General features: G+C 68.4%; 19 protein-coding genes. 12 read left to right on the top strand and 7 right to left on the bottom strand.

What is annotated here, in order from left to right; genetic code table 11:
* Window positions 1-54 precede the first annotated feature (54 nt).
* Entirely contained in the window at window positions 55-2,454 is a 2,400-nt protein-coding gene (locus tag EGH21_RS07950) for a glycoside hydrolase family 15 protein (protein ID WP_220617927.1), read from the top strand.
* A gap of 79 nt (window positions 2,455-2,533) precedes the next feature.
* Complete coding sequence (locus tag EGH21_RS07945) at window positions 2,534-4,543, top strand: DUF7997 domain-containing protein (protein WP_220617926.1); 2,010 nt, start codon at window positions 2,534-2,536, stop codon at window positions 4,541-4,543.
* A 122-nt stretch (window positions 4,544-4,665) separates the two neighbouring features.
* On the opposite strand, the gene EGH21_RS07940 is transcribed toward EGH21_RS07945, so the two are convergent.
* Window positions 4,666-5,838, bottom strand: a complete 1,173-nt coding sequence (locus tag EGH21_RS07940; RefSeq protein ID WP_220617925.1) for an ABC transporter ATP-binding protein — start codon at window positions 5,836-5,838, stop codon at window positions 4,666-4,668.
* Between the two features lie 139 nt (window positions 5,839-5,977).
* Here EGH21_RS07940 and EGH21_RS07935 point away from each other — a divergent pair, with 139 nt between their 5' ends.
* Window positions 5,978-8,527, top strand: coding sequence for a glycoside hydrolase family 15 protein (locus tag EGH21_RS07935; RefSeq protein ID WP_220617924.1), 2,550 nt, complete (start codon window positions 5,978-5,980; stop codon window positions 8,525-8,527).
* A gap of 19 nt (window positions 8,528-8,546) precedes the next feature.
* On the opposite strand, the gene EGH21_RS07930 is transcribed toward EGH21_RS07935, so the two are convergent.
* Window positions 8,547-10,616 carry an alpha-amylase family glycosyl hydrolase gene (locus EGH21_RS07930; protein WP_220617923.1) on the bottom strand — a complete coding sequence of 690 codons (2,070 nt, stop codon included), beginning with the start codon at window positions 10,614-10,616 and terminating at the stop codon, window positions 8,547-8,549.
* Between the two features lie 295 nt (window positions 10,617-10,911).
* Here EGH21_RS07930 and EGH21_RS07925 point away from each other — a divergent pair, with 295 nt between their 5' ends.
* The 3 genes from EGH21_RS07925 to EGH21_RS07915 are packed head-to-tail and all read left to right on the top strand — an operon-like array spanning window position 10,912 to window position 14,252.
* A complete protein-coding gene (locus EGH21_RS07925) occupies window positions 10,912-12,195 on the top strand; it encodes an extracellular solute-binding protein (protein ID WP_220617922.1) in 1,284 nt (427 codons plus the stop codon).
* Between the two features lie 12 nt (window positions 12,196-12,207).
* Window positions 12,208-13,170, top strand: coding sequence for a carbohydrate ABC transporter permease (locus EGH21_RS07920; RefSeq protein WP_220617921.1), 963 nt, complete (start codon window positions 12,208-12,210; stop codon window positions 13,168-13,170).
* Window positions 13,170-14,252: a sugar ABC transporter permease gene (locus tag EGH21_RS07915; RefSeq protein ID WP_220617920.1), complete on the top strand. Its 1,083-nt coding sequence runs from the start codon at window positions 13,170-13,172 to the stop codon at window positions 14,250-14,252. The genes EGH21_RS07920 and EGH21_RS07915 overlap by 1 nt, the downstream gene beginning before the upstream one ends.
* Window positions 14,253-14,270: 18 nt before the next feature.
* Here the strand turns inward: EGH21_RS07915 and EGH21_RS07910 are convergent, their stop codons facing one another.
* Entirely contained in the window at window positions 14,271-15,005 is a 735-nt protein-coding gene (locus tag EGH21_RS07910) for a nucleotidyltransferase family protein (RefSeq protein ID WP_220617919.1), read from the bottom strand.
* A 75-nt stretch (window positions 15,006-15,080) separates the two neighbouring features.
* Between EGH21_RS07910 and EGH21_RS07905 the strand changes: the two genes are divergently transcribed.
* Together EGH21_RS07905 and EGH21_RS07900 are read left to right on the top strand one after the other, a co-directional pair.
* Window positions 15,081-15,242 (top strand): hypothetical protein, encoded by a 162-nt coding sequence (locus EGH21_RS07905; protein WP_220617918.1) that lies wholly within the window; start codon window positions 15,081-15,083, stop codon window positions 15,240-15,242.
* 54 nt (window positions 15,243-15,296) lie between these two features.
* Entirely contained in the window at window positions 15,297-16,040 is a 744-nt protein-coding gene (locus tag EGH21_RS07900; protein WP_220617917.1) for a DUF429 domain-containing protein, read from the top strand.
* A gap of 68 nt (window positions 16,041-16,108) precedes the next feature.
* Here the strand turns inward: EGH21_RS07900 and EGH21_RS07895 are convergent, their stop codons facing one another.
* The 3 genes from EGH21_RS07895 to EGH21_RS07885 are packed head-to-tail and all read right to left on the bottom strand — an operon-like array spanning window position 16,109 to window position 16,697.
* Window positions 16,109-16,303, bottom strand: a complete 195-nt coding sequence (locus EGH21_RS07895; RefSeq protein ID WP_123537499.1) for a cold-shock protein — start codon at window positions 16,301-16,303, stop codon at window positions 16,109-16,111.
* A gap of 2 nt (window positions 16,304-16,305) precedes the next feature.
* The gene (locus EGH21_RS07890) at window positions 16,306-16,500 is read right to left on the bottom strand and encodes a cold-shock protein (RefSeq protein WP_220617916.1); all 195 of its coding nucleotides are present in this window, start codon (window positions 16,498-16,500) and stop codon (window positions 16,306-16,308) included.
* 2 nt (window positions 16,501-16,502) lie between these two features.
* On the bottom strand, window positions 16,503-16,697 hold the full coding sequence (locus EGH21_RS07885) for a cold-shock protein (RefSeq protein WP_166968122.1): 195 nt from the start codon (window positions 16,695-16,697) through the stop codon (window positions 16,503-16,505).
* A 153-nt stretch (window positions 16,698-16,850) separates the two neighbouring features.
* Here EGH21_RS07885 and EGH21_RS07880 point away from each other — a divergent pair, with 153 nt between their 5' ends.
* Window positions 16,851-17,912, top strand: a complete 1,062-nt coding sequence (locus EGH21_RS07880; RefSeq protein WP_220617915.1) for an ATP-binding protein — start codon at window positions 16,851-16,853, stop codon at window positions 17,910-17,912.
* Window positions 17,913-17,950: 38 nt separating this feature from the next.
* Entirely contained in the window at window positions 17,951-18,460 is a 510-nt protein-coding gene (locus EGH21_RS07875) for a hypothetical protein (protein WP_220617914.1), read from the top strand.
* Here the strand turns inward: EGH21_RS07875 and EGH21_RS07870 are convergent.
* Window positions 18,454-19,479 carry an NADP-dependent oxidoreductase gene (locus EGH21_RS07870; protein ID WP_220617913.1) on the bottom strand — a complete coding sequence of 342 codons (1,026 nt, stop codon included), beginning with the start codon at window positions 19,477-19,479 and terminating at the stop codon, window positions 18,454-18,456. The genes EGH21_RS07875 and EGH21_RS07870 overlap by 7 nt on opposite strands.
* Before the next feature lie 117 nt (window positions 19,480-19,596).
* On the opposite strand from EGH21_RS07870, the gene EGH21_RS07865 reads away from it, so the two are divergent.
* Both EGH21_RS07865 and EGH21_RS07860 read left to right on the top strand, forming a co-directional pair.
* Window positions 19,597-19,938: a hypothetical protein gene (locus tag EGH21_RS07865; protein ID WP_236035440.1), complete on the top strand. Its 342-nt coding sequence runs from the start codon at window positions 19,597-19,599 to the stop codon at window positions 19,936-19,938.
* A gap of 79 nt (window positions 19,939-20,017) precedes the next feature.
* Window positions 20,018-21,013, top strand: coding sequence for a DUF7972 family membrane protein (locus tag EGH21_RS07860; RefSeq protein WP_220617912.1), 996 nt, complete (start codon window positions 20,018-20,020; stop codon window positions 21,011-21,013).
* The last annotated feature ends 1 nt before the right edge of the window (window position 21,014 follow it).

Genomic DNA, 21,014 nt, shown 5'->3' with positions numbered 1-21,014 from the left:
ATAGTTCGTTACGACTTGAGAAACCATTAAGGTACTGGTCGCATAGGGGCTCGTATGACAGAGCGAGAGCGACCGACTGCCACGCCGGACGCGACGTGGACAGTCGGCGAGAAATACGGGTTCGGCACCGTCTGTGACCACGACGACGCCGACCCGTCGCGAGTCTGGTACACGCTGACCGAAGGCGCCGTCACCGAAGTTCGGTTCCCGCGCGTCGACGTGATGAACGTCCGCGAACTCGACTTTCTGGTCACCGACGGCGACGGCTACGCCGCCCGGACCTTCCGGGAACGGCGCGACCTGCCGGACGCCGTCGAGCGTGAGACGACGGCGGCGAGCGAGGACGCACTCCTCTTTCGCCAGACCGCCCGACCGACCGACGACCACGACTGGTCGCTGACCGTCGACCACGCGACCCACCCCGACGAGGACGCCCTCCTCTTGGACGTCACCTTCGAGGGCGAGGGGTACGACTGCCACGTCGTCGTCGATTCGGCGCTGTCGGCACACGCCGACCACGATGTCGCACGCGCCCGCGAGGACGCCCTTCTGGCCCGACACGACCGGCCGGCGGGTGCCGACCCCGCGTTCTGCTACGAGGGCGGCGACCCGATAGACGTGGGGCTGGCGCTCGCGAGCGCCGACGGGTTCGACTGGACCACGGCCGACGTCCGTGAGGGCGACGTCGAGACGGCACTCGTAGAGCGCGGGTCGACCGAGGAGCGACACGCCGAGGCACAGGGCAACGTCGTCCTCGCCGGGACGCTGTCGAGTCACGACACCACGCTGGCGCTCGGGTTCGCCGAGGACGGCGACGACGAGGGCGCACTGGTGACCGCGGAGGCCGCCCTCGACGACCCGTTCGAGGACGTTCGCGCCGCCTACGTCGACTCGTGGGCGACGTACCTCGACGAGGTGGCCGTCCCCGACAGCGTCGCCGGCGACGACGACCTGTTGGCCCAGTACAAGACCGCCGTGATGGTGATGAAGGCCGCCGACTCCAAGGCGTTCCCCGGCGCCGGCATCGCCTCGCCGTCGGTCCCGTGGGGGGACGCCGTCGACGCCAACGCCCCCATCGACTACGGCTACAACTACGTCTGGCCCCGCGACCTGTATCAGGCCTACACCGCCTTCGACGCTATGGGCGACCTCCAGAGCGCCATCGACGCCACCGAGTACCTCTACGAGTACCAACAGGAATCGGACGGCTTCTTCCCGCAGAACACGTTCCTGGACGGGCGCACCCGCTGGGGCGGCGAGCAGATGGACGAAATCGCCTTCCCGCAGGTGATGGCCCAGCAACTGAAGGAACGCCACGGCTACGACTTCGAGGAGGCGGACTACGGCTACGAGAACGTCCGCCTGTCCAGCGACTACGTCGTCACCAACGGCCCCAGCAGCCAGCAGGAGCGCTGGGAGGAGGAGAGCGGCTACTCGCCGTCGACGACGGCCGCCGAGATAGCCGGCCTCGTCTGTGCCGCCGACCTCGCACTCGACGCCGGCCACCCCGCCGACGCCATCGCCTACCTCGGCGTCGCCGACCACTGGGTCGACCGACTCGAAGACTGGCACGCGACGACGACCGGCACCCAGAGACACACCAACACGCCGTACTACGTGCGCATCACCGACGAGGGGAACCCGGACGACGGGGAACTCCGCACGCACAACAACGGCGGCGGGACGCTGGACGAGCGTAACATTCTGGACGGTGGCTTCCTCGAACTCGTCCGACTGGGCGTCCTGCCGGCCGACGACGAGACGGTCCGGAACACCGTCCTCGAGTACGACGACGACATCATGGTCGAGACGCCCCACGGCCCGGCGTGGTACCGCTACACCGGCGACGGCTACGGCGAGAAGCGGGTCCAGTCCGGCGCGCCGTGGATGCCGGACGAGACCGGTAAGGGTCGCCTCTGGCCGTTCTTCACCGGCGAGCGTGGCGAGTACGAACTCCTGCTCGAGGACCCGACCTTCGACCCCGAGGCCCTGCTGGCGACGCTGGGCGACTTCGCCAACGACGGGCGGATGCTCCCCGAACAGGTGTGGGACGAGGCCGGCGAGAACGACTTCGACTGGGAGTTCGGGTCGGGCACGTCGAGTGCGACGCCGCTGTCGTGGACCAACGCCCAGTTCGTCCGCCTCGCGTGGAGTATCGACGCGGGCGAACCCGTCGAGACGCCCGCCGTCGTCCGAGAACGCTACGACGGCGACGCGCCGGCAGACGGGCCGGCCCTCGACGTGGCCATCGAGCGAGCGGACGACGCCGCCCGCGTGACGGGCCACACCGACGGCGACGACCTCGTGGTGAAGACCCAGACCGAGACCGTCCACGTCTCCGGGGGCGACGTCGACGTCACCGTCGCTGCCGAGGACGGGGCGCGCGTCACGGTCGTCGCGGCGAGCGGCGACCTCCCCGAGGTCGAGACCACCGTCGCGTACGACCGGGTCTGAGCGGGTCGCCGGGTCGGTCTGTAAGTGCGAAAAATAATTACACCATATTTTATGGTGGAGGGCGTGTTGCCTAGTGGCAATGACGCTCCGGACATCGTTAGACGACTTCAAACGCCACCGGGACGCCGACCGGAAGTTCCCCGGTGAACTCCGTTCTACGACAGGTCTCTTCGCTGGGCAGGGCGACCGTCTCGTCCACGTCGACGCGGACGGCTCGTTGCGGGACTACTCGTACCCGCTCAGCGGTCTCTCCGGCATCGACGCGTCTCGGTTCGGAGTCGGCGACGACTGGTTCGACGCCGACGCCGACCAGCGCTATCGCGGTGAGACGGGCGTCGTGGAGACGGTCCACGACAACGGCCAGTGGGGGGTCGTCCAGCAGGACCTGACGCTGGGCCGCGCACACGTCACGCGGTTCGAACTCGACGGCGACGCGCCGTCGGACCTCGACCTCCGGGCGTACGTCCGGTTCGCTCCGGACGGCCGCGAGGGCCAGACGAGTCTACTGGTCCACGACGACGCCGTCGAGGCCTACCACCGTCGCGAACACGACTACGTCGGCGTCTCGACAGACCTGTCCGGGGCCCACGGCCAGATTCCCGAACGGTTCGACGAACTCGTCGCCGACGACCCCGTCGACTTCCCGCGGACGACCGACGAGGAGCGCTACGAGGACGAGGTGCTGACGGCCGGCGTCCTCGTCACCGCCCCGTTCGAGGACGGGAGCGTCACCCTCGTCACCCTCCTCGCCGAGCGCGGCGAGACGGACCGCGAGGCCGCGCTGTCGAGACTCGACGACGTCGCTGGCGACGGGGCGGCGCTGACGGCGGCGAGCGAGCGCCGGCGCGACTGGGAGGTCCCTCGGACGGTCGCCCACCGCGAGACGGTCGTCGACGACCTGCGCGTCGTCTCGATGCTGTCGGCCGAGAACGGCGCGCGCATCGCCGGTCCGGACTTCGACCCCTTCTACGTCACCTCCGGCGGCTACGGCTACACGTGGTTCCGGGACGACGCCGAAATCTCTCGGTTCCTGCTCGATGGGAGCGAGGCCCTCGGCGTCGACCTGAGCCACTGGCACCAGCGGTCGGCCGAGTTCTACTGCCGGACCCAACTCGACGACGGGAGTTGGCCCCACCGCGTCTGGCCCGGCGACGAGACGCTCGCACCGGGGTGGGCCAACGCCCGCATCGAGAGCGGCACGGACACGGATTATCAGGCCGACCAGAGCGGGAGCGTCGCCGGCTTCCTCGCGACCTTCCTGCGGACCGGCGACCCGGACGACCCCGAGCGCGTCGAGGCCGCCATCGAACGGGCCGTCGAGAGCCTCGACGACACACTCGAGGCCGACGGTCTCCCCGTCGCCTGTCAGAACGCGTGGGAGAACATGCAGGGCCGGTTCGTCCACACCGCCGCCACGTTCCTCCACGCCTACGCCGCCGTCGCCCGAGCGCCGGTGTCGACCGACCTCCGCGACCACGCACGGGCACAGGCCGACACCGTCGTCGAGGGTCTCGACCGCCTGTGGACCGGCGAGTTCTACGCGCTCCGAGAACAGGGGGGCGAACTGGACGAGCGACTCGACTCCGGGTCGCTGGCCCTGGCCGCTGCGATGCGCGAGTACGCCGCCGTCGCACCGGTCGCCGACGAGACGGTCGACCGCCTCGTCACGCACGTGGAGACGACGCTGGACGGCCTCGAACGCGAGACGGCGGCCATCCGCGGCCTCGTCCGGTTCGAGGGCGACGACTGGCGCCAGCACGGGCAGGGCGCAGAGAAGGTGTGGACCGTCTCGACGGCGTGGGGCGCCAACGCCGCCGCGGAACTCGGGAGCCTCCTCGAAGGCCGGGACGACGACCGGGTGGCCGACGTCTTCGGCCGGTCGCGCGACTTGCTCGGCGAGATTCTCCCCGGCGGGTCGCTCGCCCGACAGGGCGGCTACCTCCCCGAGCAACTGTTCGACGACGGGACGCCCGACTCCGCGACGCCGCTGGGGTGGCCCCACGCGCTCCGACTGGCGACCGTCGCCCACCTCGACGATGTGGGCGAACTGCGGGTGGAGGCGGCGGAGGCGACGGCTCGGACGGAGTGAGCGGCCTCGGGAGCGACGCGAGGGGCTAGTCCTCTGCGAAACGCACCCGTCACGAGTGTTACGGCGGCGACGCTATCGGACGAGCGGGCAACTGGAGAACAGAAGCGTAGACCGGCGAGTGGCTACTGCATCGGCGTGACCGCCTCGGCGTCGGTCGCCGTGACGGCCTCGCCCGTCTCGGTTTCGAAGAGGTGGACGGAGTCCTCGTCGAAGGCGATCTGTACCACGTCGCCGACCTCGGGTTCGATGTCGGCCGGGACGCGGGCGATGAAGTCCGGCGCGTCCTCGGTATCGAAGCTCCGGGATTCGGTGCCGAGGTCGAGGTAGAGGTAGTTGTCGCTCCCGACAGGTTCGACGACGTCCACCGTCGCCGGGATGGTGTCGGTGCCCGCGACGTCGCCCTCGCTGACCGCGACGTGTTCCGGACGGATGCCCAGCACGTACGAGCCACCGGCGATGTCGCCGAAGGCGCTGGCCCGGCCCGAGGTCAGGTCGTAGGAGAAACTCCCGTCGGCGCCGTTCAGGCGGACGCCGCCGTCGAAGGGGTCGGCCTCGACGTCGACGAAGTTCATCGACGGCGACCCGACGAACCCGGCGACGAACTGGTTGGTCGGGTTCTGGTAGACGTGGGTGGGTTTGCCCGTCTGCTGGAGTTCCCCGTCGTTGAGGATGACGATGCGGTCGCCCATCGTCATGGCCTCCTCCTGGTCGTGGGTGACGTACACCGACGTGATGCCCAGTTCCTCCTGCAGGCGCTGAATCTCGGTCCGCATCGTCGTCCGGAGTTTCGCGTCGAGGTTCGAGAGTGGTTCGTCGAACAGGAACACGTCGGGTTCGCGGACGATGGCCCGTCCCAGCGCGACGCGCTGTTTCTGCCCGCCCGAGAGTTCGCCGGGCGTATCGTCGAGCAGGTCCTCGATGCCCATCATCTCGGCGGCGTCGTACACTCTCTGCTCCCGTTCCTCGGCGGACATGTCGGTGCTCATCCGCAGGCCGAAGGCCATGTTCTGCTGGATGGTCTTGTGGGGGTACAGCGCGTAGTTCTGGAACACCATCGCCACGTCGCGGTGGCGCGCGTGGACGTCGGTGATGTCGGCGCCGTCGACGTGGATGCGACCGCTCGTCGGTCGCTCCAGCCCGGCTATCATCCGCAGTGTCGTCGACTTCCCACAGCCTGACGGCCCGACCACCGTTACGAACTCCCCGTCCTCGATTTCGAGGTTCAGGTCGTCGACCGCGACGATGGACCCGCCGTCGAACTCCTTGCGAAGCGATTTCAGTTCGAGACTCGCCATTACTCCCTGTGTACGTGTCCCGCATGATAAATGTTCCCCAAAACTTCGAATTTGTGAGGGAAAATTTCGTAGAGGTTTTCGTGCCGGCGTGTCTGTAACCGACGATGGTTCACGTCCCACGGACAGGCGGGAGGCACAGATGAGGCGGCGACGAGAGTTCATGCGCACGGCGGCGGGCGTCGGTTTCGCCGGGCTGGCCGGCTGTCCCGGTCGGTCGGGAGACGGCGGGACCCCGACAGACGCCACCGAAGCCGGGACGGACGCGACGACCACGGACGCACGAATCGAGGCCGTCCCGCCCCGGTGGACGACCGGGAAGAAGTACGGCGTGGCGACGGTGCCAGACCACGAGAGCGAGGCCCCGTCGCGCGTGTGGGCGACGTTCACCGCCGGCGCGGTGACGGAGGTCCGGTTCCCGCGGGTTGACCTCATGAACCTCCGGACGCTGGAGTTCCTCGTCGTCGACGCCGACGCCGGGCAGACGTGGCGCACCCACGACGCCGACCGGACCACCGACGACGGCGTCGAGCGCTCGACGACCCTCGCGACGGACGAGGGCCTGCTGTACGAACAGACCGCCTCGCCGACCGACGGCGACTGGTCGCTGACCGTCGAGTGGGTCACCGACCCCGAACGGGACGCGCTGGTCGGCGACGTGACCTTCGACGGCACCGACTCGCTGGAGGTGTACGCCGTCGCTCGCACCGCCTGTTCGCAGAGCGCCGGGGCCGACGTGGGCCGTGTCGCGGGCGCGGACGGTGATGCCCTCGTCGCGTGGGACGGCACCGACAACGACAACCAGCACGTCGTCCGGGCGGACGGCGAACCCTACGCGGTGGCGATGGGACTGGCCTGCGGAGACGGGTTCGACCGCGCCAGCGCGCTCTCGGCCGACGACGGCCAGCGACTCCTCGAAACGGGCGCGTGGACCGACAGCGACGGGGCCGAGGACGTGGTGACGCTGGCCGGCCGCGTGCTGTCGGGGTCGGGCGAGACGACGCTGGCGCTGGGTTTCGCGAGCGAGCGAGACGACCGGGCCGCGGCGGAGACGGCCGCGGCCGCCGCCGAGATAGACTTCGCCGCTACCCGGACGGCGTATCTGGACGCGTGGCGCGACTACCTCGCGGAACTCGACGTGCCCGACAGCGTCTCCGGGGCGTTGCTGACCCAGTACCGCGTCGCCGCGATGACGCTGGCCGCTGTCGAGGACAAGACCTACCTCGGCGCGGGCATCGCGTCGCCGTCGGTCCCGTGGGGCGCCGCCGTCGGTGCGACCCCGCCCAGCGACTACGGCTACAACTTCGTCTGGGCGCGTGACCTCTACCAGTCCTTCACGGCGCTCCGGGCGATGGGCGACGTCGCGGGCGCTCGCCGCGCCCTCGAGTACGTCTTCGAGTACCAGCAGGACGACTCCGGCTTCCTCCCGCAGAACACGTTCGTCGACGGGCGCACCCGCTGGGGCGGCGAGCAGATGGACGAGATCGCCTTCCCGCTGGTGATGGCCTACCAGTTGGCCGACCGCCACGGGGTCGCGTTCGAGGACGTGAACTACGACTTCGAGAACGTCCGGGCGTCGGCGAACTACGTCGCCAACAGCGGGCCGGCGACCGACCAGGAACGGTGGGAAGAGGAGAGCGGCTACTCCCCGTCGACCATCGCCGCCGAAATCGCCGGGCTGACCGCCGCGGCGTCGTTGGCCGCCGACGCGGGCGAACGGGACGACGCACTCCGATGGCTGGCGACGGCCGACGACTGGGCGCGCAACGTAGAGGAGTGGTGTGCGACGACCACCGGGACCGAGGAGCACACGACGACGCCGTACTACATCCGGGTCGACGACGACACGGACCCCGACGACGGCGCGGACCGCGACCTCGCCAACGGCGGGCCGACGCTGGACGAGCGGAACGTAATCGACGCCGGCTTCCTCGAACTCGTCCGTCTCGGGGTCGTGCCGGCCGACGACCCGACCGTCGAGAACTCCGTCGCCGTCGTCGACGACACCATCCGCGTCGACACGCCGAACGGCCCGGCCTGGTACCGCTACAACGGCGACGGCTACGGCGAACCGGAGAGCGGCGAACCGTGGACGAGCGAGGGCCAGGGACGCCTGTGGCCTATCTTCACCGGCGAACGCGGCGAGTACGAACTCCGGCGGGCCGACAGCCCCGACGACGTCGCGCCCGAGGCCCTGCTCGAAGCGATGGCGAACTTCGCCAACGAGGGCCGGATGATTCCCGAGCAGGTCTGGGACCGCGAGGACCCCACCGAGTACGGCTGGGCGTTCGGCGAGGGCACCGGTTCCGCGACACCGCTGTCGTGGTCGATGGCCCAGTTCGTCCGTCTCGCCCACGGTATCGACGCGGGCGAACCCGTCGAGACGCCCGCTATCGTCGCCGAGCGGTTCGGCACGGAGCGACCACGACCCTCCCTGTCGGTCGCGGACCTCCCGACGACCACCGAGGACGAACCCATCACGGTCGAAGTGGAGACGGACGCCCCCGAAGTGCTCGTCCACGCCGACGAGACGACCCGGCGGGCCGCCGTCAGCGACGGGAGCGTGGCCGTCGACGTCCCACTCTCGGGCATCCGGACGACGATTACGGTCGTCGCCGTCGAGGACACGGGCGAGTTGGTCGAGGCGTCGCTGGCCGTCGACCGACAGACGGTGACCTACACCGGGGACTGAGGCGGCAGAAACCGGACCGCTACTTTTCGACCGGCGTCACGACCACGTCGGCCACCCGCAGGCCGTCCCCGGTCGTCACGTCCGTCCCCGAGAGCAGGTCGTGACCGGTCACGTCGGCCTCCAGCGCCACCGTCGCGGCCTCTGCACCGAAGTTCAACAGGACGGCCAGCGTCTCCTCACCGTCCGAGCGAGTGTAGGCGACCACGTCGTCGGCGTCACCCGCTACGACGGTCCAGTCGGCCGGGTCGACGCCGGGCGCGCGCAGTGCGGGGTGGTCTTGTCGGAGCGCCACCAGTCGGCGGTGGAAGTCGGTCAGGTCGGCGTCGCCGTCGTGCCAGCGCATCGTCCCGCGCTGGTCTTCGACGCCGCGTTCCTGCCCGTAGTAAATCATCGGCGCACCGGGGACGGTGAACGTCGCGCCGACGGCGGCCCGTAGGGGCGTCTCGCCACAGTCGTCGCGGTAGCGGTCCTCGTCGTGGTTCTCGACGTAGCGCATGTGGACCGAGCGGTCGGGGTAGCCCCGTCGCGGCGACAGTTCGAGGGCGTCGAACAGCGCCGTCGCCGGTTCCTCTCCCTTGCCGACGTCGCGGAGCGTGAAGTAGAAGTCCGTGTCGTAGTGGACGTCGAACTCGTTCTCGCGGAAACCGGCGTCCCGGGGCACCGTCTCGTCCAGCAGGAGGAACTCGGCGTCCTCGGCTTTCACCCGTTCGCGGACCTCCTTCCAGAAGCCGTGGGGAACCCCCCACGCCACGTCACAGCGGAAGCCGTCCACCTCGCCGGCCCACTCGTCGACCACGTCGAGCATCCACCGGCGGACGTCGAGCGAGTCGTAGTTCACGTTGGGAATCTTCGTCCAGTTGAAGTACAGGCCCGCCGCGTCGTCGCCGGCCCAGTCGACGCCCGTGACGTTCTGGGACTCGGGAATCCGTTCGTAGTAGTCCTCGTAACCGGGGACGCCCGAACGGTGGAACTGGAAGTACGGGTGGTCCCGCGAGGTGTGGTTGATCACCAAATCGAAGACGACCCGGATGCCGGCGTCGTGGAGCGTCTCGACCAGCGAGGCGAACTCCTCGCGCGTGCCGAGGTCCGTCGCCGTGTCGAACAGGTCGGTGATGTGGTAGCCGTGTCGGGTCGGACTCTGGACGACGGGGGTGAACCACACCACGTCGACGCCCAGCGACTCGATGTAGGGTACGCGACGCTCTATCTCCTCGAAGGACGTCTCGGCGACGTCCCCGACGAACTCCCGGACGAATATCTCGTAGATGCTGGCGTCGCTGGCCCACTCGGGGGCGTCGGCGGGTCGCTCGAAGGAGACGTCCTCGTCCGCGCGGAGGGTTAGCGTGTCGGCGACGCTGTGCTGTTCGGCGACGGCGACGGCGTGGACCCGCGAGAGGACCGGGAGCGAGTCGACCGGCACGCGCAGTTCGTCGCCGTCGACGGTGACGTCCGCCTCGGCGAGGGCGTCCCGGTCGTCGAGGTGGAACTCCACGTCCGGGTCGCTGCCGTCGGGGGCCGCGCGCGCGTCGGCGGTGACGACGACGGTGTCGCCCTCGCGTCTGCCCTGTAGTTCGACGCGGGGTCGGCCCGCGCCCGCGACGGTCACCTCGTCGTCGGCGAACGGGTCGAACTCGCCGTCGAACGCGAAGATGACGCTGTGGGCACCCGGCGGAAGGTCCGTCTCGAAGACCCACTCGCCCTCGCTCTCCTCGGTGGCCCAGTGAGTCCCCATCGTGAAGTCGTTGAACCGGCCCATGACGACGCAGTCCTCGGCGTCCGCGACGTCGTCCGGGTCGCCCTCGACGACGTCGTCGGCCGTGACGCTGAACCGGACCGTCTCGCGTGCGGTGGCCGGGAACGCGCGGACCGTCTGCGTGTGCGTGCCGTCCGGCGCGTCCAGTTCGGCGCGATACGTGCCGGGCGCATCCGGTTCGAGGTGGACGACAGGCCCGTCGTCAAGCGAGACGGAACTGTCGGCGGGCGCGTCGGCGAGTCGCCATCTGAACGTGGCCTCGGGGTCTGGTCGGCGCGGTGCCAGTTCGACTGCCTCACCGACCGTACAGAACCGCGGCGGACCGGGGTGGTGCATACGGCATGGCTTGCTACCTCGGTATTTGACTGTTCCCCTTGGTTTCGACGTCTCGGTGAGTCGTCGACCAATCGTTCAACTCGCTCGTTACAGACGTGAGGTACAATTTCGTAGTATTTTTGTGCATGGAGGGTAGACATAGATGTGAACGGCTAGCACGGCGAGCGCGTCGGCGGCCACGGCCCTCGTTTTTCACCACCTCGACGAGCGACTGCAATCGCTAGATATGTGATAATCGTTTGTGACTATCCGAATGATTTAAGTTGTGAAAGACTATTTCATCCATTATCCATCCATGACAATGGACCGCAGAACGCTGATCAAGCACATCGGTGGCGTCGGTGCCGCGGCGGCACTCGCCGGATGTAGCGTGCAGGAAGACAGTGGCGACGGTAGCTCCGGGTCCGACGGCGAGTCGGGCGGCAGCTCCGACGGCAGCAGCGGGACGGAGAGTCAGGGCCCCGCCGGGACGGCGACGGCCTGGTACTCGCTGTCCGAGAGCGAACTGGCGAGCCGCGAGGAGATAATCAGTGCGTTCAACGACGAGAACCGCCACACCGTCGAAGGGGCGGACATCTCCGACCTGAAGAAGAAGACGTCCAGCGCCATCCCGGCCGGCGAGGGGCCGCAGATATTCGACTGGGCACACGACTGGGCCGGCAACTCCTACGAGCAGGGGTTCGTCGTCGACCAGAGCGACCAGGTGTCGGTCAGCCTCGACCAGTTCACCGAGACGGCCCGTAGCGCCGTCCAGTACAAGGGCAACCTCGTCGGCCTCCCGTACGGTGCCGAGACGGTGACGCCCATCGCCAACATGGACGTCGTCGACTCCGTTCCGGAGTCCGTCGACGAGATGGTCTCCATGATGGAGGAACACCACGACCCCGACAACGGCCAGTACGGACTGGGCTACCCCTTCGACCCGTACTTCGCGAGCGCGTGGCTCCAGGCCTTCGGCGGCTACTACTTCGACCCGAGCGCCGAGGAACCCCTCGGCGTCAACAACGACGAGACGGTTCGCGGCCTCGAGTTCGCGCTGGAGAACCTGCGTCCGTACATGCCCAACGACCCGAGCTACGAACCGCAGGCCGCCGCCTTCGCCGAGGGCAACGCCGCGTTCACCATCAACGGACCGTGGTCGCTGTCCGGCCTCAACAGCAACGACATCAACTACGAGGTCTTCAGCTTCCCCGAGATGAGCGACGGGACGCCGAGCCCCTACACGGGCATCTCCGTCTGGTACTTCGCCAAGCCGATGGCCGACGGCGGCGCCGCCGCGAAGGCCGGGCGACAGTTCACCGAGTGGTTCGTCACCAACGAGGACCACCTCCTCAGTCTGGCCAACGAACAGGGCGCGATTCCCGTCCTCGACAGCCTCGTCGGCAGCAGCGACCTGCCCGCGGAAGTGCAGGCGTACTCCGAGTCCGCCGGGCAGGGCGTCCCGATGCCCAGCGCCCCCCGTATGAGCGACGTCTGGGGACCGGTCGGCACCGCACTCACGCAGGCGTTCAACGGCGACAAGACGCCCCAGAAGGCGCTCGACAACGCCGCGGCGCAGATTCGCAGCAACTGGGAGTAAGCCCGGACCAGCATGAGTACGGCAACACGCGTCGCGAACCGCGTCGAGAAGGTGCCCTTCCTCAGCCGCGGAGACGCATCGCTACTGCTGGTGCTCCCCGGCCTGTTCATCTTCTCGGCGTTCATGCTGTTCCCGGTCGTCTACCTCGTGGGGATATCGTTCACCAACGCCGAACCGGCGAACCTCTTCGCCGGCGAGGGCGTGGTGTCTATCCTCACCTTCGGTGACGCCACCTACGTCGGCCTCCAGAACTACGCCGACGTGCTGACGGACCCGCAGTTCTGGAACTCCTTCGGGGTCACGTGGCTGTTCGTCGCCACGAGCGTGCTACTGAAGATTCTCACCAGCATCTCTATCGCGCTGGTGGTCACCAGTGACCTCGTCCGCGGGAAGCGGTTCCTGCGCTCGTTCATCATCTTCCCGATGGGCCTGCCGGCCATCTTCACCATCACGGTGTGGCGCGGTATCTTCAGTTCCGCGCAGTTCGGGTTGATGAACCAGTTCCTCACCGGGTTCGGCTTCGAACCGGTCGCGTGGCTCTCGGGCCGCTGGACCGCGTTCATGGCGTACAACATCACGGAAGCGTGGCTGGCCTACCCGTTCATGGTCATCATCACCGTGAGCGCGTTGCAGGACGTCTCCGAGGAACTCCACGAGGCCGCCGTCGTCGACGGCGCGGGCTTCGTCTCCCGGTTCCTCCACGTCACGCTCCCCTCTATCAAGCGACCGGTGCTGTTCGCGACCATCCTGACCTCCGCCGCGTCGTTCCAGCAGTTCCTCATCCCCTTCGTCTTCAACGAGGGTGGACCCGCGCGGGCGAACGAACTGCTAGTCGTCTACGGCTACCGGGAAGCGCTGCAGTTCCAGGAGTACGGTCGCGGGGCCGCCATCAGCATCGTCGCACTCGTCTTCATCGGTGCGTTCATGTGGCTCAACGTCAAGAAAGGACGGCTGGCTGACGGGGTGAACGACTGATGGGACTGCTCGCCAACATCGGGCGAAAGCTCTCGCAGGACGCGAAGAACGTCGCGACCACGCCCGCCGACACGCTCCGGAACTGGAAGTACACCGCCGAGGCCGTCCAACGCGGCGAAGTGCCGGCCTCCGAAGTCGTGAAAGTCGCCGTCTCGACGGTACTCGCGACACTGATGGTGCTCGCGCTCCTGTTCCCCATCTACTGGATCCTGATGGCCGCGCTGTCGGGCAGTGGCGCGTCGCTGTACACCTCCGAGAGCTTCACGCTGATTCCGGCCGACCCGACGCTGCAACCGTTCATCTGGGTCGTCGGCGACCTCATCGTCCCGGGGTACGCCATCTCCCTCAGTATCCCGCTGACGGACCTCGCGGTCGTGTTCGACACGCCGCAGGTGACGATACTCGACGCCGCGAACTACGGCATCGAGCGCCCGTCGGAGTTCAAGAAGTTCCTCTGGAACAGCGTCACCGTCGCCATCCCGACGGTGCTCATCGCGATGTCGCTCATCATCCCGGCGTCGTACGCGCTCTCCCGGCAGGAGTTCCTGCTCCGCCGGAAGGTGCTGTTCCTCTACGTGCTGATGACGCAGGTCGGCGGCGGTCTCGGCGTCGCCCTGCTCATCGGGATGTACGCCATCTACGTGCAGTTCGGCATCAACAACAGCAAACTGGCGCTCGCGGTGTACTACGCCGCGACGGCCGTGCCGTTCAACACGTGGCTGCTGAAGACGTACATGGACGGCATCCCCGTCTCCTACGAGGAGGCCGCCGTCGTCGACGGCGCGCCGCCGTGGCGCGTGGTCACGGAGGTCATCCTCCCGATGTCCGCCGCCGGACTGGCGACGGTGTTCATCTTCATCTTCCTGACCGGGTGGACCGAGTTCGTCGTCGCCCAGACGCTACTGGGCACGGAGAACTACACCCTGCCGGTCGGTCTCTACTCGCTGGTCGGCGAGTACTCCATCCCGTGGGCGCGTTTCTCCGCCTTCGCGCTCACCTTCGCGACGCCCATCATGCTCGTGTACCTCTTCGCACAGCGGTACATCGAGGGTGGCCTCTCCTTCAGCGGGATGGAAGGCTGAGGCCCTCGCACCACTACCTCACTCGCCGTTCTCTGTACCGTCGAGCGACTGCAACCGGTCGGTCACCGCCGCCCGGTCACCGGGGTCGTTGACGTTGTGACACCAGCCCTCGAGTTCGACGGTCTCGACACGCTGGTCGGCTTGCACGAGCAGGTCGACGGCGTCGGCCAGTTCGTACTCGCCGCGGGCCGACGGCGTGACCTCGTCGATGGCCAGGCCGATGGCGCCGCCGAAGGCGTAGAACCCCCGGGTGACGAGCGTCGACGGCGGGTCGTCGGGTTTCTCGACGAGGCCGGTGACGCGACCCTCGGCGTCCGTCTCGACGACGCCGGTCTGTCGGGCCGTCTCGCGGGACATTCGTTCGACCAGCAACGTCGCCGCCGCGTCCGACTCGCGGTGGTGCCGGACCACCGCGTCGAGGTTCGCTCGGCAGACGTTGTCGCCGTTCAGCACGATGAGCGGCGGGTCGACGACAGGGAGCGCCTGTGCCAGCGCGTGGGCGGTGCCGAGTCGGTCGTCCTGTCGGACGTACTCGAGCGGCGTCCCCCGGTAGCTGTCGCCGAAGTGCTCGACGACGTCCGCGCCGCGGTAGCCGACGACGACGACCACTCGGTCGACGCCGACCGACCGGAGCGCGTCGAATCCGTGTGCGAGGAGCGGTCGCCCGGCGACGTCGACGAGTCCCTTCGGCTGTTCGGCCGTCAGCGGGCGCATCCGCGTCCCCTCGCCGGCGGCCAGTACCACGCCGTCCATGGGTGACTACTCGGGTGCGACGGGAAAAAGCGTCCCGGCGGGTCGCTTTTCACCGGCGACGACCTAGTCCGACCGATGACCGACGCACGGTTCGACTGCGACACCTGCGGGCGAACGGTCGCCCGCGCCGAGGCCGACGTGTCGGGGACGTTCGGCGATTTAGAGGGGTGGCAGACCCTGTGCTGTCCCCACTGCGGGGCGCGTCTCCGGACGGTGTTCGTCGGCTCGGAGGAGTGAGCCACCCGACACAGGCGGGTCAGACCTTTGTGCCCCCGTCACCGATATCCACCGATGGCTGGGCAACTGCACGTCGGCGTCCACTGGAGCGACGGGTCGTGGCTGGCCGTCGCGTTCGGGCCCGACGGCTACGACCACACCGCGGTGTTCGAGGGCATCGGGGACTGCTGGGGCCGCTACGAGGACACTGCCAGTCAGATACTGGTCGACGTCCCCGTCGGCCTCGTGGAGTCCGGCGACCCCGTCCGGCGGTGTGACACGCTCGCACGCTCGGTCCTCGGACCGCGCAGCGAGGCCGTCTTCGACCCGCCGGTGCGGGAGGCGACCCGCAAGCGGCGGTACTCGACCGCCAACCGCGTCAACGAGCGAAAGAGCGGGGAGGCCCTCTCGGAGGCCGCCTTCGAGGCCAGCGAGGGCATCGCGATGTGTGACGAACTCCTCCGGGAGGTGCCCGAGGCCGCCGCGGCCGTCCGGGAGAGTCACCCGGAGGTGTGTTTCCGAGCGTTCGCCGGCGAACCGCTCGAGTACGACCGGGACACCGCCGGTGGGTACGCCGAGCGGATGCGGACGCTGGTCCACTACGACCGCGACGCCGCACCGCTGGTCCAGAACGCCGCCGAGGCCACCGCCGGCCACGACGTGACCGTCGCCGACGTCCTCGACGCCGTGGTGCTCGCCTACACCGCCCGGCCGGGCGAGGGGAGACTACGGACCCTGCCGGAGAACCCGCCGACGGACAGTGCAGGGCTGCCGATGGGACTCGTCTACCGGGCGGCGGCGCCGCTGACGGAGTCCTGACGCCGACGCACCCGTCGAGAGCAGTCGCTCGTCGCCGAGTGTAGTGCTGACTGAAGACAGAAACCGTCTTACAGTCGTTCGAGGTTCGTCGCGCGCGGACCCTTGTCCGCCTGCTCGATGTCGAACTCGACTTCCTGCCCCTCTTCGAGGTCAGGGCCGCCGACGTCTTCCATGTGGAAGAAGACGTCCTCGTCCGCGTCGTCAGTGTCGATGAAGCCGTACCCGCCCGTGTCGTTGAAGAAATCGACTTTGCCTTTCGCCATCGTTAGAGCCTCGTGACGTTGGTCGCTCGCGGACCCTTGTCCGCCTGCTCGATATCGAACTCGACTTCCTGCCCCTCCTCGAGGTCAGGACCGCCGACGTCTTCCATGTGGAAGAAGACGTCCTCGTCTGCGTCGTCAGTGTCGATGAAACCGTACCCGCCCGTGTCGTTGAAGAAGTCGACTTTGCCTTTCGCCATTGTTAGAGCCGTGTTACGTTGGTCGCTCGCGGACCCTTGTCTGCCTCTTCGATGTCGAACTCGAGTTCCTGTCCCTCTTCGAGGTCCGGACCGCCAACGTCCTCCATGTGGAAGAAAACGTCCTCGTCCGCGTCCTCAGTTTCGATAAAACCGTAACCGCCAGTGTCGTTGAAGAAATCAACCGTTCCTTTCGCCATTGCACTCGGAGAGTGACCGGGACCACGGATAACAGTTCCGGTACGGCCACCGACGACGCGAAACAGCGTTCTGGCCACCGAAATGCCCGATAGCGGTGGTGAGCAGTAGTCCTTCTTCACAACAATTATAAGAATGCTGAAATTATAGCGGGTATGGAACGGAGGGGGGTGTACCGGGCGGCCCCGTGGCTACTCGCCGGCCTGGGCGTCTCGTTGTACGCCATCGCGGCAGTGTGGCACCTCGCCGTCGAGACGACTAATTTGGCGACGCTGAGCGGCCCGGTCGTCTCGTTCGCGCTGGACGGGGTCGTCCCCCTGACGCTCGTCTACGGCAGTTACCGCCTCGTTCGGGCGGACCTCCCGATGGAGCGCATCTGGACGGTGTTCCTCTGGAGTCTGGCGGGGTGCCTGCTGTTCTCGGTCGTCATCGGCCTGAGCATCTTCATCCGCCAGACCGAGGGCCGCATCGTCGCCGAACCGGTGTTCATCATGCTGCTGGCCGCCGACACGGGCGCTGTCGCGGGCGCCGTCGCCGGCTACTTCGCGGCGCGGGCGCGCCGGGACGCCGACCGTGCGGCGCGGGCGACGCACACGTTGACGTTCGTCAACGACCTCCTGCGCCACGACATCACGAACGGACTGACGGTCGTCGACGGCCGTGCGGCGATGCTGGCGGCGGATGCCGAGGACGAGTCTCGGCGAACGGCCGCACGGGCCATCCGCGAACAGGTCGAGGAGATGAGCCAACTGGTGGACAACGCCGGCGCCGTCGCGGCGACGCTCTCGTCGGGGCCGACCGTCCAGCAGCGAGACCTCGTCGGCGTCGTCGAGGGCGTCGTCGAGCGAACCCGGACCACCTACGACGCGACGATATCCCTCGACACGCCCGACCGTGCGACCGTCTGCGCGAACGAGGCAATCCGGCCGGTCGTGAAGAACCTCGTGGAGAACGCCGTCGAACACAACGACGACCACCCCACCGTCGATGTCACCGTCGAACGGGGCGACGAGACGGTCCGACTCCACGTCGTCGACGACGGCCCCGGTATCCCCGAGGGCGAGCGCGAGAGTATCTTCGCCCCGCGCGCGGGCGACACACACGGGGGTGGCCTCCACCTCGTCGAGACGCTCGTCGAACGGTTCGACGGCGACATCTGGGTAGCCGACGAGGGCGAGGGCGCCCACTTCGTCGTCGAACTCCCCCGACCTGCGTAGACACACCGTTCTTGTAGGTCCCGACCGAGAGTCGGGGTATGTTCCGCCGACTGCGGGAGAACGGTCCGGTCGTGCTGGTGCCGCTGGCGTGGACCTTCGCCACTGCGGCCCATCTGGACCTGCTGGCGCTTCGAACCGTCCTCGTCGCGCATCTCGTCATGGACACCGTCATCGCCGTCTTCGCCGTCCTCTCGTGGCGCGAGATGACCGACGGGGTCCTGCTGGCGTGGCGCCGCGTGCTGCTCGTCGGACTGGTGGTCACGCTCGCCGGAACCGCCGGCCTGTTGACCGACCCGCCGCTGGAACCGGTGCTCACGGCGACAGTCGTCGGGTGGATGCTCGTCCCCGCGGCCGGCCTCGTGTACACGGGCCTGCACGTCGACCGGCACCCGCGGGCCTACACCGTCGGGGCGGCGCTGAGTGTCGGCGGTGCTGTCGCGTACACCGTCGGCGTCCTCGCGCCCCTCTCCGCGTTCGTCCTCGCGGGACTGACGCTGACGAACGTCGGCCAGACGGCGGGTATCGTCGCCGCCGTCGCCGACTACTGACCGCCCTCGCGCTCGGCGACCTGGACGAGTTGCTTCCCGATATTCGCTCCCTCGAACAGGCCGAGGAAGGCGTCCGGGGCGTTCTCCAGCCCCTCGGTGACGGTCTCGCGATAGGCGACGTCGCCCGCGCCGACCCATCGGCCGAGCCGTTTGGCCGCCTGCTCGAACCGCGGTTCGAAGTCGCTCACGAGGAACCCCTCGACGGTGGCCCGCGTCTGGATGAGATGTCCGAGTTTTCGGGGGCCGACGGGCACTTCCTCGTCGTTGTACATCGAAATCTGCCCGCAGACGGCGACGGACGCGTCGACGTTCAACCGCGTGAACACGGCGTCGGTTATCTCGCCACCGACGTTGTCGAAGTAGGCGTCGACGCCGTCCGGGGCGGCCTCGTCCAGCGCCGCGCCGTAGTCGTCGGTCGTCTCGTAGTTGATGCAGGCGTCGAAGCCCAGTTCGTCCTCGACGAACGCGACTTTCTCGTCGGAGCCAGCGAAACCGACGACGCGAGCGCCCTGCAGTTTCGCGAGTTGGCCGGCGACCGACCCGACGGCGCCCGCCGCGCCGGTGACGACGAACGTCTCGCCCGCCGAGGGCTGGGCCACCTCGCGGGTCCCGAAGTAGGCGGTCAGACCGGGCATGCCGAGGACGCCCAGCCGGGTCGAGAGCGGGGCGACGTCGGGGTCGACGCGTGTCAGTTCGGTCCCCGGCGCGGTGGCGTAGTCGGCCCACTCGAGTTCTCCCGTGACCACGTCGCCGGCGTCGACGCCCGCGCCGTTGGACGCGACGACTTCGCCGACGACGGCCCCGCGGAGCGCGTCGCCGACGGCCCACGGTTCGGCGTAGGACTCGCCGGCGCGCATCCGGTCGCGCATGTACGGGTCGACGGAGAGATACAGCGTCCTGACGAGCGCCTCGCCCGGGCCGGGGTCCGGGACGGGCTCCTCGGCGAGTTCGAAGGCGTCGTGGGTCGGTGTTCCCTCGGGGCGGTGCGCCAGCCGATAGACGCGGTTCGTCTCTGGCATCGCACGCTGTACACCCGACGGCAGGAAGGGGGCTTCGAAAGAAGAAACAACCACCGGTTGAAAGTTTATTCGTCGGTAGCCACAGGACATAACCGACGCCGACTCCACGGCACACACATGGTCGACGACGACCTCGGGACGGCGACGATAGTGTACGAGACAGCCGACGACGGCACCGTCGAACGGACCGTCCAGAACGAGCACATCGCCTACTTCCAGGACCACTGGATACTCAAGACCGACGAGGACGCCGACCGCGACGTCGTCCGTCGGATCCCACGAGAGCGAGTCCACTACGTCGAGCGGTCGGTCGAGGAGTTCGAACAGGAGGTCGGCACCCTCCGCAATCAGGTGGAGTCGCTGGCCGACGACGTGCGCTCGAAACTGCTGGGCGGCGACGAGCGCTCCGAGCAGGAGGCCCACCACATAGACGTCGAGAGCGACGAGGACACGACGTAGCGTCCCGTCCGCGACCGCCGTCGCGTCGCCCCGCAACCGCCACTTATTGTGCTGGCATCTGAACCGACGACGCAGTTGCATGTCCGAGACCGAACGGTCCGGGTGGTCGGGGCCGACCGACCTCCCGGCCAAGCGCTGGGTACTGTTGACCGGGAGCAGGACGGTGTTGTCGGCCGTCGCGCTCCTCTCGCTGGTCGGACTGACCGGCGGCCTGATAGCCGCCGGCGTCGTCTACGTCGGGCCGGGCAGTACGTTCGCGTCCGTGCTGTCGAGCGGGATGCTCGGCGCGCTGGCGACCATCGTCACCGTCACGCTCTCTATCAACCAACTCATCCTCTCGCGGGTGTTCGGCGCGCCGGCCGACCTCACCGACCGACTGGAGGGGAACCTCGACTTCCGTCGCTCCGTCGAGGACATCGCCGGCGTCGACGCGAGTCCGAACGACCCCGGCTCCTTCCTCTCGCTGGTCGCCCGCACCCTCGAAGAGCGGGCGGCCGAACTCGAACGGCAGGTCGAGCGCGCGGAGGACGTGCCCGAGGCCCACCGCGACACCGCCCAGACGCTCGCGACGGAGCTCGTGAGCTACGCCGCCCATCTCGAGTCCGGCGAGGACTCCGAGAGCACGTTCGAGGTGCTCGCGCTCACCTTCGGCACCGAGTACGCGGACCTCATGGACGACGTGCGGGCGCTCCAGCGCGGCGCGGGCGAGCGCCTCCCCGAGGCGGCCGCAGGGGCGCTCGACGACATCCTCGAACTGCTCAAGGGTATCGCCACCATCCGGCAGTTCTTCAAGACGCTGGCCGTCCAGCAGGACCTCGCCGCCCTCTCCCGGCAACTCATCTACACCGGCGTCCCGGCCCTGCTCGTCACCTTCTACCTCGCGCAGGTGTACGCCGGGCCGGGCGGGTCGCCGACGCTCCCCGTCGCGTCGCTCCCGGTGGTCGCCAGCGTCGCCACTGCCGTCGTCTTCTCGCCGCTGGCCGTCCTCGTGTCCTACATCCTCCGCGTGGCGACGGTGACGCTGTACACCGTCTCCGTCGGGTCGTTCATCCCGCCGGAAGAACGGGCCGAGTAGC

It is taken from the genome of Haloarcula rubra, assembly GCF_019599465.1.
GTDB classification, from domain to species: domain Archaea; phylum Halobacteriota; class Halobacteria; order Halobacteriales; family Haloarculaceae; genus Haloarcula; species Haloarcula rubra.
The sequence above is the reverse complement of the archived record's forward strand: the minus strand, read 5'-3'. Positions and strand labels throughout refer to the sequence as shown.